The following is a 13,475-nucleotide window of genomic DNA, read 5'->3' as shown; positions in this document are numbered from 1 at the left end:
GAAACAATGAGCTCGGTGCAACCTACCGACATCCAGACCGGTGGCCCCGTGCCACCGAGCGACGAATACAAGATCATGGTGCTGCTGGTGGATGACCAGGCCATGGTGGGTGAGGCGATCCGCCGCGCCCTGCTCAACGAAGAGCACATCGATTTCCATTTCTGCACCCGCGCCGAGGAGGCGCTGGCGGTGGCGGAGAAGACTCGGCCCACCGTGATCCTGCAGGATCTGGTGATGCCGGGCGTGGATGGCATGACCCTGGTGCGTCAGTATCGTGCCAGCGCCGCCCTGGCCAATGTGCCGATCATCGTGCTGTCCTCGCGTGACGATCCGGAGATCAAGCGCGATGCCTTTGCCGGGGGGGCCAATGACTACATGGTCAAGCTGCCGGATGTGATCGAACTGGTGGCGCGCCTGCGCTACCACTCGCGCTCCTACATCAACCTGCTGCAGCGGGACGCCGCCTATCGTGCACTGCGCGAGAGTCAGCAGCAGTTGCAGAAGACCAATTTCGAACTGCAGCGCCTGACCAATACCGATGGCCTGACCGGCATCGCCAACCGCCGCTATTTCGATGATTATCTGGGCGCCGAATGGCGGCGTGCGCGGCGCGACGGTCTGGACTTGTCGCTGCTGTTGATCGACGTGGATTTCTTCAAGCTCTTCAACGATACCTACGGTCACGTGGCCGGGGATGCCGTCCTGCGCCGGGTGGCGCAGACGCTGGACAACAGCATCCAGCGGCCGGCCGATCTGTCGGCCCGTTTTGGTGGCGAGGAATTCGCCATGATCCTGCCGCGCACGCCGCTGGCAGGCGCGCAGACCATCGCCCATAAGGTGTGTCAGCTGATCGAGGCGAACCAGATCGCGCATGAACGCTCCAATGTCAGTTCCTGGCTCACCGTCAGTGTGGGTGCGGCCTGCGTGGTTCCGGGCCAGGCGCAGGACATCAGTGAACTGATCGAGATGGCCGATCGCCGCCTGTACCTGGCCAAGCAGCAGGGACGCAACCGGGTGGTCTGGCAGGATGGCTGAGCGAGCGCCGACGTACTGCCCCCGATGACGACAACAAGGAGAAGACCAGCATGCGCAGCATCGCCAGCCTGGAAGAACTGAAATCGCTGGCCGGCCAGGAAGTGGCCACCAGCGCGTGGATCACCATCACCCAGGAGCAGATCGACCGGTTCGCCGATGCCACCGGCGACCACCAATGGATTCACGTCGACCCGGCGCGCGCGGCGCGGGAATTGCCCTCTGGCGGCACGGTCGCGCATGGTTTCCTGACGCTGGCCTTGTTGCCGCGGATGCTGTCTGAATCCATCAGCATGGGCCCCGAGGTGCGCATGCTGCTCAACTATGGCCTGAACCGGGTACGTTTCCCGGCACCGCTGCCGGTAGGACGCCAGGTGCGCGGCCTCATCACGCTGCAGGCGGTGGAGGAAGTCCCGGGTGGCCTGCAGCTCACCTGGCAAATCACGGTGCAGTGCGAGGGGCTGGAAAAGCCGGTGTGCGTGGCTGAATTTCTCGTGCGCTGCTACTGAGCGCAGGGTCGACGATCCGCTCTGGCTCGCTTTCCACGGGGCGGGCCATCTGCTTTCTCGCAGAAGCTCACCTACTTTGTCGCCTGGACGCATCGCAGGGTCCGGGCAGGATTGATTTGCGTGCAATGTGCTCGCGTATGGTGCTAAGGTAAAGGCCCGATAAGGCGGCCTTCCACGGTGGCCAGCGCGGCCCTTGCTCGAACCGCCAAGTCATAGCCGAACATGCTTTCATGATGTCAGAACAAGCGCCAAAAATGGACGCGGCCCCCTTGGCCGCCGTTGCCGCCGAGCATAACCGCGATTGCGACTTCGCGCGCAAGGCACTCGCTTTCAATAACCTCACGCTCTCCTATATCGCTCGCGGCGCTCCGCTGGATCAGTTGCTTGATCGTATCGCCAGCGGTTTTTCTTGCGCCACCCCACAGCGCATGTTGGCGATCTTCCTGTTCGACGCCCAGGCGCGCCGCATGCGCATAGGTGCCGCACCACGCATGGCGCCGGCTTTCCTGGCCGAGGTGACGGCGTTGGAGGTGGATGATCCTGATACCACCGGTTTCTGGAGTGGATTGTCTGCGCTGGGCGCAGCATACGGCCTGCGCCTGCGGGAGATGCTGCCGCTGCGCTCCTTCGCCGGGGAAGTGGCGGGGGTGCTGGTGGTATGCGCCGACGGGCAGGTGGCGGTCGATGACAGTGTGGAGCGCGATCAGGGCTACCGCGGCAGTGTCGGGGCGGCAGTATCGATGGCCATGCTGGCCATCGAGCGCTCGCTGGTACCGGTCCATGTGAGGGTCAAGGGCGAGCCGCCCGGGGTGGCTGACGAGCGCATGGCGCTGGCCATCGAAGGCAGCGGTACCGGCATTTGGGACCGCAATGCCGTCACTGGCGAGATGTATTATTCGCGCGGCTGGAAAGCCATCCTCGGATACGAGGACTGGGAGCTCTCCAGTCACCTGGAGGACGCCTACCAGCGCATCCACCCGGATGACCTGGCCTATGTCCAGGAGACCGTGCGCCAGCACTTCGAGTCGCGCTCCGACAGTTACCAGGTCGAGCATCGCATCCGCTGCCGCGATGGCAGCTACAAGTGGATCTGCAGTCGCGGTAAGGTGGTGGCACGCGATGCCGAGGGCAATGCGCTACGCATGATCGGTACCACTACCGACATCACCGAGATCAAGCGGCTCACCGAAAAGCTGACCAAGAGCAGCCGCATGCTGGATTACCTGACCCACGAGATTCCGGGGATGGTGTTCCAGTTCAAGGTGCCACCGGACGGGCGCGGGTACTTCACCTATGTCAGCGAAGGTGCGCGCGAGACTTATGGCCTGGCGCCCCAGCAGTTGCTGGAGTCGCCGGCGGTGATCAAGAGCGTGATCCATCCGGAAGACATGCCGCTCTACGAAGCGGCGCGCCAGGCGGTGCTGGCCGGTGCCTCTCACTGGATACTGGAGTTCCGGGTCATGCCACCGGGCCAGTGCGTGCGCTGGCTGCGCGGTGAGGCCCGGCCACGGCGGCTGGCCGATGGCACCATCCTGTGGCATGGCTTCATCAGCGACATCAGCCAGAGCAAGGCCATCGAGCTCGAACTGCAGGAATTCGCCCTGACCGACTACCTCACGCAGTTGCCCAACCGTCGTCACTTCATGCAGCGGCTACAGGAAGAGTACAACCGCATCCAGCGCGGCATCGCCGGCACGGCGGCGGTGCTGATGTGCGATCTGGATCATTTCAAGCGCATCAATGACAGCCTGGGGCATGCCGTGGGGGATCAGGTGCTCAAGCACTTTGCCGACGTGCTCATGAGCCAGTTGCGCAAGACCGATGCCGCCGGGCGGCTGGGTGGGGAAGAGTTTGCCGTGATCCTGTCCGGGGTGGACCTGCAGGCGGCAGCCGAATTCGCGACGCGTCTGCAAAACTGCTTTGCCGGCCAGCCGCTATGGCATGACGGGCATAAGGTGGAGGTGACGCTGTCCATCGGGATCGCCCTGATGCAGGCCGACAGCGCCGGCCAGGAGCAGGTCTTGCGGGCCAGTGACGATGCTCTCTATCGCGCCAAGGAAAAAGGGCGCAACCGCTTCGAATTCGCGCCCCTGGCCTGCGTACCACGGGGCTGAGCGCAGCAGCTCCGTGGTGCTGAGGGCCCAGTGCCCGGTGTTCAGCGTTTCTGGTACTGGCTGGCGCCGAAGAGCAGTTCCCGGGCCTTGTCATCCTGCAGCGGCTTGCGCTTGTCGGCCAGCACGGTCACGCCGCGTTGCACGGCCGGACGGGCGCTGATGGCATCGAACCAGCGCTTGACGTTGGGGAAGTCCGCCAGATCGATGCCCTGGTTCTTGTGCGAACGGGTCCAGGGGAAGCAGGCGATATCGGCAATGGTGTACTGCTCGCCAGCCAGGTAGGCGTGCTGGCCCAGTTGCTTTTCCATCACCTGGTACAGGCGACGCGCTTCATTGGTGTAGCGATTGACGGCGTATTCGATCTGTTCTGGCGCATAGAGGCGGAAGTGGTGCGCCTGTCCCAGCATCGGCCCCAGGCCACCCATCTGGAACATCACCCATTGCAGCACTTCATACTTTTCGCGATCGGTTTCGCCGAGGAAGCGACCGGTCTTGCCGGCCAGGTAGATCAGGATGGCGCCCGATTCGAACAGCGAGATCGGCTGGCCGTCCGGACCATCGGGATCGACGATGGCGGGGATCTTGTTGTTGGGCGAAATCTTCAGGAACTGCGGCGTGAACTGGTCGCCGGCGCCGATATCGATGGCGTGCGCGGTGTAGGGCAGGCCGCATTCTTCCAGCATGATGTGAACCTTGTGGCCGTTGGGGGTGGCCCAGCTGTATACGTCGATCATGGATGTCCTCTGTAGGTGTCGGGTGGAGCCCGGGCAATGCCGGGCGATGCGCTAACGCTATAAAAGAGATAAAGGATTTACAGACTGGCCAGCCGATCCAGCGCCAGTTGCAGGGTCTCGTCCTTCTTGGCGAAGCAGAAGCGCACGATGCCTGATTCACGTGGCGTGTTGTAGAAGGCCGAGACCGGGATGGCGGCTACGCCGATCTCGGTGGTGAGCCACTTGCAGAACTCGGCTTCGGGCAGGTCCGAAATGGCGCCGTACTTCACGCACTGGAAATAGGTGCCCTGCGAGGGCAGCAGTTCGAAACGGGTCGCGGCCAGGCCGGCGCGGAACAGGTCGCGCTTCTTCTGGTAGAAGGCCGGCAGGTCCAGGTAGGGCGCCGGGTCCTTCATGTAGGCCGCCAGCCCGTATTGCACCGGGGTATTGACGGTGAACACGTTGAACTGGTGCACCTTGCGGAATTCGGCCGTGAGGGCGGCGGGTGCGGCCACATAGCCGACCTTCCAGCCGGTGACGTGGTAGGTCTTGCCAAAGCTGGAATTGATGAAGCTGCGCTCGGCCAGTTCGGGGTGACGCGCCAGGGACTCATGCGGCTGACCGTCGTAGACCATGTGCTCGTAGACTTCGTCGGAGAGGATCAGGATGTCGGTGCCGCGCACGATATCGGCCAGGGCCGCCACGTCGGCGGCGCGCATGACGCTGCCGGTCGGGTTGTGGGGCGTGTTGACCATGATCATGCGGGTCTTGGGGGTGACTGCGGCCTTGACCTTGTCCCAGGGGATGCTGTAACCGGCCGCGCCCACTTCCATCTGCACGAACACCGGCACGCCGCCGGCCAGTTCGATGGCCGGTACATAGCAGTCGTAGACCGGTTCGATGACGATGACTTCATCGCCGGCATGTACCGCGCACAGTACCGAGGTCAGGATGCCCTGGGTGGCACCGGCGGTGACGGTGATCTCGGAGACCGGATCGTAGCGATGCCCGTAGAGCTGTTCGACCTTGTCGGCAATGGCTTCGCGCAGCGGCAGCACACCGGCCATGGGCGGGTACTGGTTCAGGCCTTCCTGCATGGCCTGGGTGACCGCGTTGACCAGCGTCGGGTCGCAATGGAAGTCGGGGAAGCCTTGTCCCAGGTTGACTGCGCCCTTTTCGGAGGCCAGTGCGGACATGACGGTGAAGATGGTGGTGCCGACCTTGGGCAGTTTGGTGACGATAGTGGGGGTGCTCATTGCAGCGGGCTCGTTCTTGTGATGATCGCAAGCCCGTTATTCTAGCCGCATTCGCCGGCCGGTTCAGGCAGGCATCGCAAGGAAGGCATCCGGCCGCCAGTGCTGGGGCTGCACGATGGCGAACATGCCACGCTTGAGGGTGCGCTTGCCCAGCTTGAGCACGGCCTTGTCCTTGCTCACCAGCACGTGGGCGCGGCACTGCAGGGCCAGTTCCAGGAATTTCTGGTCGTCGCGGTCGGTGCAGACGGGCAGGCCGAAGGTATTGACCTCGGCCAGCGGCAGGCACTGCAGCAGGCGGTCGAATTGGGCGCAGATGGCTGGCTTGTTCTCGGGCGTGACCGGCAGGTGGGGATAGTCCAGCACCGCCAGCCATTCATTGCGGCAGTCCTCGCGGGTGTAGGCCTCCACGCTGCCGTCTTCGAGTGCCTGCAGCAGGGGCGCCCAGCGCGGGTCGCGGAACACGAACAGGTCCAGGCAGACATTGGTGTCCAGCACCAGCCGCTGGCGTCCGCCGGGGGAGGCGGTGGCCAGGGCGGCAGCGGGTTCGGAAGAAAGCGGGGAAGGGAGAGGGTGTGTTGCTGGATTGCTCATTGAATGGAAAAGCTAGTTGTCGATGCCACGCTGGCCGGGGAGCGGCGCTTCCTGCTTGCTGAAGAGCTCGCCGCCAGATTCGAGCGCATCATACCCCTGATCGGTGACGCGCCAGAAATTATGCATGTCCACCGCTGCCAGCCCGCGGTCATAGAGCAGGCGCAGATGATGCAGGATGACCTCGGGCGCCACCTGGCCGGGGAGGGCGCTCTGTATCTTCTCGACGTCGCCGTAGAGGGTGCCGAAGGATGCCAGCTGCTTCAGGATTTCGCCCATCAGGGCTTTGTCTCGTTTCATGTCGTCCTCCTTGCCGGTGATCAATGCGTAGTGGCCTACAGTGCTGGCCTGCAGTGCCGGCCAGCAGCGCATGCGCAGGCCGCCGCCACTGTCAACATGGACAGCGATTGGCTGCCGAAGTGCCGGCGACATGCACCTTGCTGGTCCTTGCCGCCGTTACCTGCTGCGGCGACTCCATTGATCTACGGCAAGAATGTTGCAGAACTTGAATGGCGGCCCGGCCGCCATCGTGCTGCCACTCAGAACTGTTCCCAATCTGAATCGTTGCCGGTCTCCACCTTGTTGCTGCGCGAGGCGGCAGCTTCGCTCTTGCGCGCCGGCAGGGCCGGTGCAGCAGCGGCCGCGGCCACAGGGGTGCGCGCGATGGCCGGGGAGGGTGCCGGGCGGGCGGCCGGCGGCGATTTGGCCGTGACAGGTGCAGCCGCACGGCTGACCGCGCCGGCTGCACGGGCGGAGCGAGGCGCATGACCGGAGAGGTCAGGCTTGAGCTTGAACACGCTGACCAGTTCGGTCAGGCGGACGGCCTGTTCCTGCAGCGAGCCGGCCGCGGCGGCGGCTTGTTCGACCAGCGCGGCGTTCTGCTGGGTCACTTCGTCCATCTGGGTGATGGCGATGTTGACCTGTTCGATGCCATCGCTCTGCTCCGAACTGGCGGCAGTGATCTCCCCCACGATGTCGGTGACACGGCGCACGCTGGCCACCACTTCGGTCATGGTGCTGCCGGCGGTTTCGACCAGCTTGCTGCCGGTATCGACCTTGGCCACCGAATCGTCGATGAGCATCTTGATTTCCTTGGCTGCGGCGGCCGATCGCTGCGCCAGGGAGCGCACTTCCGAGGCCACCACGGCGAAGCCGCGCCCTTGCTCACCGGCACGGGCCGCTTCCACGGCGGCGTTCAGGGCCAGGATATTGGTCTGGAAGGCGATGCCGTCGATCACGCTGATGATTTCCACGATCTTGCGCGAGGAATCGTTGATGGCGCCCATGGTATCGACCACCTGCGACACCACGCTGCCACCCTGGGTGGCCACGTCGGACGCCGAGTGCGCCAGCTGGTTGGCCTGGCGGGCGTTGTCGGCGTTCTGCTTGACGGTCGAGGTCAGCTCTTCCATGGCCGAGGCGGTTTCTTCCAGCGAACTGGCCTGCTGCTCGGTACGGGTGGACAGGTCCAGGTTGCCGGTGGCGATCTCGCGGGAGGCGGTGTTGATGGTGTCGGTGCCTTCGCGGACCTGGGTGACGATGCGCAGCAGGCTGTCGTTCATGGCCTTGAGCGAGCGCATCAGGTGGCCGGTCTCGTCGGCTCCGGCGGGTTTGATCTCGACCGTGAGGTCGCCCTCGGCCACGCGTTCGGCAACGTGCATGGCATCCTGCAGCGGGCGCGAGACGATGCGCGCCACCCAGGTCGCCAGCAGCATCCCCAGGCCGATGCAGGCGGCCAGCAGGGCGCCGATCATGATGCGCGAGCTTTCATAGCGGTCCTGGGCTTCCTGATCAGTCTCCTCGCTGCCTTTGACATTGATGTTGACCGCGTTGTCCAGGGCGGCAAACAGGCGCAGGTAGACCGGGGTCGCTTGCTTGATCAGCAGTTCACGGGCGTCGTCGATCTTTTGTGCGCGCACCTGGGTGGCTATCTCCTGGTGCATCTTGGTGAAGATGGCCTGATCGGCCTTGATCGCATCGAAGTTGGTTTTCTCTTCGGGCGAATTGACCAGGGGCGCGTACTTGTCCAGGATCCTGGACAGGTCGGTGAAGAGGCCGCCGATGGTTTTTTCATTGCTCTCCACGTTGCCTTCGTTGCCCGGCAGCATGTGTTGCAACTGTATCGTGCGGATGCGCGCCAGGGCGACCTTGGCCTCCAGCGGGTAACGCACGCTGGGCAGGGAATTGGTGGCGATTTCGGTGGAGGCGTCGTTGACCCGTGAGAGCTGCACGATGGAAAACACCCCCAGCACGGCGGTCAGGAGCAGGATGGCGGCAAAGGTCAGCATCAGCTTGCGGGCGATGCGCAGATCGTAGAACCATTTCATGGCGTGTCCTTGGTCTTGGAATGGCGGTGGTGGAGCACCGGATGCGGGTGACGGATCGACCCTTGCCTGCAGGGTTGGCTCATGCAGTTTAGGAGCCCGCCTTGTCAGATCAAAGCGGCAATAACCAGTGTTTTGCGGCGCATATTGCCGCTTCGGCGGAACTTGGAGGAGGGTGCGGGCGCAAGGGCCGCGCTTTCGGTATCATGGCGGCCACCTTGTCCCAACCTGATCATTGGATAACCGCCTCATGCTGATTGTTTTGTCTCCCGCCAAGTCGCTGGACTACGACACGCCTCCGACCACCGATGTGCATACCACGCCGGCTTTTGTGCCGCGTTCGGCCGAGCTGATCGAATTGCTCAAGAAGCTCTCGCCGGCTGAGATCGGCAGCCTGATGGGAATTTCCGATCAGTTGTCCGTGCTCAATGTGAACCGCTATGCAAGCTGGTCGCGCAAGTTCACCACGAAGAATGCCAAGCAGGCCGTGCTGGCCTTCAATGGTGACGTCTACGAGGGCCTGGATGCGGCATCGCTCAATGGCAAGCAGCTGGATTACCTGCAGAACCATGTGCGCATTCTCTCGGGCCTGTACGGGATGCTGCGTCCGCTGGACCTGATGCAGCCGTATCGCCTGGAAATGGGGACCAGGCTGGCCAATCCCAACGGCAAGGACCTCTACGCCTTCTGGGGCAGCGAGATCACCGATGCCCTCAACGAGGAACTGGCCGCGCAGAAGACGCCGGTGCTGGTGAACCTGGCTTCGGACGAATACTTCAAGTCGGTCAAGCCCAAGCTGCTCAAGGCACAGGTGATCGCGCCGGTGTTCGAGGACTGGAAGGGCGGCAAGTACAAGATCATTTCCTTCTATGCCAAGCGCGCACGCGGGCTCATGGCGCGCTATGCGGCGCAGAAGAATATCAACCAGCCGGAGAAGCTCAAGGCCTTCGACCTGGAAGGCTATGCCTTCGCGCCCGAGGCTTCCAATGAGAAGAACTGGGTCTTCCGCCGTCGCCTGGAGGGCTGAACTGCAGCCGGGCGGGGCTCAGCGCCTTGCCTGATGGAAACGTCAAGCAAACAAAAAACCCTCGCCATCTGCATGGCGAGGGTTTTTTTATATGGGGTGAAGCTGGCTTACCAGACCTTCCACCAGGGCTTGGCCTTCTGCTTGGGGCCACCGGTGTACCAGGGGCTATTGGGGTAGGTCGCCTGGATGATGCGTTCGGTATCTTCCTTCAGCTTGGTCTGCCCCAGGGCTTCGTAGGAGCGCATCAGGATGAACAGCGCCTCTTCGTTGGCAGGCGAGTCCGGATACTGCTTGATGGCGGCCTGCGCGCGGTTGGCCGCCGATACGTAGGCGCCACGGCGGTAGTAGTAGTTGGCCACGTGGACGTCGTATTGCGACATGGCATTGACCAGGTATTTCATGCGTGCAATGGCGTCCGGGGTGTACTTGCTGTCCGGGAAACGTTCTGCCAGCAGCTTGAACGAGTCGAAGGCGTCACGCATGGCCTTGGGATCGCGCTCGGTGTTGTCCTGGTCGGTGAAGGTGTCGAAGATGCTGGTGCGATCATTGAAATTGATCAGGCCACGCAGGTAGTACATGTAGTCGACGTTGGGATGGTTGGGGTGCAGCTTGATGAAGCGGTCCACCGCCGCCAGGCCCTGGGCCTGCTCGTTCTGGCGGTAGTAGGCGTAGGCGATGTCCATCTGTGCCTGCTGCGCATAGGTACCGAAGGGGTAGCGCGATTCCAGCTTCTCGAAGTACTTGATGGCCTTCTCGTAGCCACCGGCATTCAGTTCGTCCTTGGCTTCCGAGTATAATTTCGAGGCAGACCAGCCGACCGTCTCATCCTTTTGCTCCGGCAAGAGGCCGCAGGCGGTGAGCGAGAGGGCAAAACCGATGATGAAGAACTTCAATAAGATTTTGTGCATGACTCTTGTGTGCTTGTCTGGGACTTATCAGTTGTGCATGGCGCTGTGCGCCTACCCGAGCCGGCTGCATCGATACCCGAAATACAATCAACCCGATCCGGCGATTATAGCTGATGTCACGTAAGAAACCCCTTCCGATTACAAATGGCGATACGCCAATGACCCCCGACCTCCCTGCCGAGGAGGCTTTCGACGACGACCACGGCCAGGCCGCTGCCGACGACGATGGCAGCTCTGGCCTGGAGCCCCTGAGCCTGCGCCTGGGCGATGAAGTCATCGGCCAGCGGCTGGACAAGGTCCTGTCCGGCCTCATGCCCGAATTTTCCCGCAACCGCATCCAGCAATGGATTGAAGACGGTCACGTCACCGTCGATGGTGCCCCCGCCAAGGCCAAGATGACCATGCTGGGCGATGAGCTGGTCGAGGTGGCGCCGCAGTCGGCCCCGGCCGATCAGCCCTATGCTCCCGAAGCCATGGCGCTGGATATCCTGCATGAAGACAAGTACATCATCGTGCTCAACAAACCGGCTGGTCTGGTGGTGCACCCGGCTGCCGGCAACTGGAGCGGCACGCTCTTGAATGGTCTGTTACACCATTGCCCGGCGCTGGCCAAAGTTCCGCGTGCCGGCATCGTGCACCGGCTGGACAAGGAGACCAGCGGCCTGATGGTGGTGGCCAAGACGCTGGCGGCGCAGACCGATCTGGTGCGACAGCTACAGGCGCGCAGCATGAAGCGTCAGTATCTGGCGCTGGTGTGGGGCTTGCCGCAGCTGTCCGGCACCATCAATGCGCCGATGGCGCGCCATCCGCGTGACCGCATCAAGATGGCGGTATCGCAGAGCATGCGCGCCAAGCCGGCGGTGACCCATTACCGTCGCCTGGCCACCGGCGAGATCGATCGCAAGCCGGTGAGCCTGGTGCATTGCCGCCTGGAAACCGGGCGTACCCACCAGATCCGCGTGCACCTGCAGTCGCTGGGCTTTGCCCTGGTTGGTGATGCGCTGTATGGCAAGCATCACCTGATCCCGGTGTTCCCGCGTCAGGCGCTGCTGGCCGGTCGCCTCGGCCTGGTCCACCCGGGTAGCGGCAAGTTCCGCCAGTGGGCCGCACCGCTGCCGGAGGACATCGTGGCGCTGCTGCAGCGCGCCGGCATCGATCCGGCCCTGGCGGTGATTCCCGAAATGGATGAGCAGCCCGATCCGGTGGCCGGCGACTATGACGACGAAGATGATGACTATTGAGCGGCCCCGGCGGGCCGGGGAGGGCGCTCCATGGAGCTGCTGATCCCCGACTGGCCGGCGCCTGCTGGCGTGGGCGCCATGACCACCTTGCGCGCCGGCGGCTACAGCCCGGCCCCTTACGACGATGGTCATGGTGGCCCTGGCCTGAACCTGGGCCTGCATGTGGCCGATGATCCCTTGCTGGTGGCACGTAATCGTGCGCTGCTGCGGCGCCTGCTGCCGCAGGAGCCGGCCTGGCTGAGCCAGGTGCATGGGGTGGAGGTGCTGGATGCGGCCGACTTGCCGGCGCAGCCGCAGGCCGACGGCTGCATCAGCACGACGCCCGGCGCGGTGTGCGTGATGATGACCGCCGATTGTCTGCCGGTGCTGTTCTGCGATCGCGCCGGCAGCGTGGTCGGCGCAGCCCATGCAGGATGGCGCGGGCTGGCGGCCGGCGTGCTGGAGCGTACCGTGGTCGCCATGCGCGCGCGCGGGGCGGCCGATGTCATGGCCTGGCTGGGACCGGCCATCGGGCCGGACAACTTCGAAGTCGGGGCCGAGGTACGGGAAGCCTTCCTGGCCCGGCAGCCAGAGGCTGAAGCCGCCTTTCGCGACTATCCCGGTCGTCCCGCCAAGTACCTGGCCGACATCTACCAACTGGCGCGCCAGCGCCTGGCCGCAGTCGGGGTACACGACGTCAGCGGCGGTGGCCTGTGCACGGTCGCCGATCAACGCTTCTACTCCTACCGGCGTGACAAGACCACGGGCCGCATGGCCTCGCTGATCTGGCTGAAATAATTCCGGTCCTCGTGCTTTGTACGCCGTCAGGGATGGCGTTGCAGGGCCTGGATCAGCTCCCGCGTATGCCCCGGCATGCCTTCCAGTCCGCGTACGCAGATCAGCAATTGGCGGCGACTCCAGCCGTCGCTGAGCGGGATGGCACGGATATCCATGTGGCCGGCGCTGGCCAGGGCCGCTGTTTCCGGTATCACCGCCACGCCCACCTGATGCTCGACCATGCGGCAGATGCCGTCAAAGCTGCGCAGCCGGACCCGGTATTGCAGCCGTCGGCCGGCCCGTGTGGCGTGGCCCGAGAGATGCTGTTGCAAGGCGCTGTCGCCGGACAGGCCGATGAAATCCTCGCCCAGCAGCTCGCTGAAGGCCAGCGACTTGCGGCGGGCCAGCGGATGTTTTTTCGATAGCACGGCCACCAGGTGATCCTGGCGAAACGGATAGGTCTGCAGCGGGCCACTGTCGGTGGAGTCGGCGATGATGCCGACATCGGCCACCCCGTCCACCACGGCTTGTACTACCTCGTAGCTCAGTTTTTCTTCCAGTTCGATATCGGTATGCGGATGCCGCGCCAGGAAGCGTGCCAGCACTTCCGGCAGGAATTCGGTCATGGCCGAGGTGTTGCACAGCAGCCTGATATGCCCCTTCAGGCCCTGCGCGTACTGGCCCAGTTCATCGCGCAACTGTTCCATCTGCTGCGCCATCATGCGTGCGTGGTGGGCCAGCGCGCGCCCGGCATCGGTGGTCTGCACGCCGCGCCGACCGCGCTCCAGCAGGGGCGTGCCGAGGGCGTCCTCCATATTGCGGATGCGGGCGCTGGCCGATGCCAGTGCCATATGGGCGCGGGTGGCGCCGGCGGTGATGCTGCCACTCTCGACCACATACAGGAACAGGCGCAGGTCGGATAGTTCGAATCGGTTGCTCATGGTGTGTAGGGTGTGGTGTGAAGTGTGGAGTGTGGGGAGGGGCGCAGGTCCACAACAGGAAAAATG

The 13,475-nt window shown here is 63.7% G+C and carries 13 protein-coding genes; 6 read left to right on the top strand and 7 right to left on the bottom strand.

Going from position 1 to position 13,475, the window contains the following annotated elements; genetic code table 11:
• Positions 1–6 precede the first annotated feature (6 nt).
• The 3 genes from HWE04_RS12375 to HWE04_RS12365 all read left to right on the top strand — a co-directional run bounded on the left by HWE04_RS12375 (position 7) and on the right by HWE04_RS12365 (position 3,655).
• Entirely contained in the window at positions 7–1,035 is a 1,029-nt protein-coding gene (locus HWE04_RS12375) for a GGDEF domain-containing response regulator (RefSeq protein ID WP_006464477.1), read from the top strand.
• A gap of 50 nt (positions 1,036–1,085) precedes the next feature.
• Entirely contained in the window at positions 1,086–1,541 is a 456-nt protein-coding gene (locus HWE04_RS12370) for a MaoC family dehydratase (RefSeq protein WP_241812571.1), read from the top strand.
• 254 nt (positions 1,542–1,795) lie between these two features.
• Positions 1,796–3,655, top strand: a complete 1,860-nt coding sequence (locus HWE04_RS12365) for a sensor domain-containing diguanylate cyclase (protein ID WP_241812570.1) — start codon at positions 1,796–1,798, stop codon at positions 3,653–3,655.
• Between the two features lie 41 nt (positions 3,656–3,696).
• On the opposite strand, the gene HWE04_RS12360 is transcribed toward HWE04_RS12365, so the two are convergent.
• From HWE04_RS12360 to HWE04_RS12340, 5 genes are all read right to left on the bottom strand, one after another.
• Positions 3,697–4,389 (bottom strand): glutathione binding-like protein, encoded by a 693-nt coding sequence (locus tag HWE04_RS12360; protein ID WP_077238287.1) that lies wholly within the window; start codon positions 4,387–4,389, stop codon positions 3,697–3,699.
• A gap of 77 nt (positions 4,390–4,466) precedes the next feature.
• Entirely contained in the window at positions 4,467–5,624 is a 1,158-nt protein-coding gene (locus HWE04_RS12355) for a pyridoxal phosphate-dependent aminotransferase (protein ID WP_006464481.1), read from the bottom strand.
• Positions 5,625–5,687: 63 nt separating this feature from the next.
• The gene (locus HWE04_RS12350; RefSeq protein WP_241812569.1) at positions 5,688–6,215 is read right to left on the bottom strand and encodes a putative toxin-antitoxin system toxin component, PIN family; all 528 of its coding nucleotides are present in this window, start codon (positions 6,213–6,215) and stop codon (positions 5,688–5,690) included.
• A 12-nt stretch (positions 6,216–6,227) separates the two neighbouring features.
• Positions 6,228–6,512 carry a hypothetical protein gene (locus HWE04_RS12345; RefSeq protein WP_077238304.1) on the bottom strand — a complete coding sequence of 95 codons (285 nt, stop codon included), beginning with the start codon at positions 6,510–6,512 and terminating at the stop codon, positions 6,228–6,230.
• A gap of 239 nt (positions 6,513–6,751) precedes the next feature.
• Positions 6,752–8,539, bottom strand: coding sequence for a methyl-accepting chemotaxis protein (locus tag HWE04_RS12340; protein WP_241812568.1), 1,788 nt, complete (start codon positions 8,537–8,539; stop codon positions 6,752–6,754).
• Positions 8,540–8,786: 247 nt separating this feature from the next.
• Between HWE04_RS12340 and yaaA the strand changes: the two genes are divergently transcribed.
• Entirely contained in the window at positions 8,787–9,563 is a 777-nt protein-coding gene (gene yaaA / locus HWE04_RS12335; protein ID WP_234294004.1) for a peroxide stress protein YaaA, read from the top strand.
• Positions 9,564–9,670: 107 nt separating this feature from the next.
• Here the strand turns inward: yaaA and HWE04_RS12330 are convergent, their stop codons facing one another.
• Complete coding sequence (locus tag HWE04_RS12330) at positions 9,671–10,471, bottom strand: outer membrane protein assembly factor BamD (RefSeq protein WP_006465670.1); 801 nt, start codon at positions 10,469–10,471, stop codon at positions 9,671–9,673.
• A gap of 113 nt (positions 10,472–10,584) precedes the next feature.
• Here HWE04_RS12330 and HWE04_RS12325 point away from each other — a divergent pair, with 113 nt between their 5' ends.
• Entirely contained in the window at positions 10,585–11,712 is a 1,128-nt protein-coding gene (locus tag HWE04_RS12325) for an RluA family pseudouridine synthase (protein WP_241812567.1), read from the top strand.
• 30 nt (positions 11,713–11,742) lie between these two features.
• Positions 11,743–12,489, top strand: coding sequence for a peptidoglycan editing factor PgeF (pgeF, locus tag HWE04_RS12320; RefSeq protein WP_241812566.1), 747 nt, complete (start codon positions 11,743–11,745; stop codon positions 12,487–12,489).
• A gap of 26 nt (positions 12,490–12,515) precedes the next feature.
• Here the strand turns inward: pgeF and HWE04_RS12315 are convergent, their stop codons facing one another.
• Complete coding sequence (locus HWE04_RS12315; RefSeq protein WP_241812565.1) at positions 12,516–13,409, bottom strand: LysR substrate-binding domain-containing protein; 894 nt, start codon at positions 13,407–13,409, stop codon at positions 12,516–12,518.
• Positions 13,410–13,475: the final 66 nt, after the last annotated feature.

The organism is Herbaspirillum sp. C7C2 (genome assembly GCF_022627865.1).
Classification (GTDB): domain Bacteria; phylum Pseudomonadota; class Gammaproteobacteria; order Burkholderiales; family Burkholderiaceae_D; genus Herbaspirillum; species Herbaspirillum frisingense.
The sequence above is the reverse complement of the archived record's forward strand: the minus strand, read 5'-3'. Positions and strand labels throughout refer to the sequence as shown.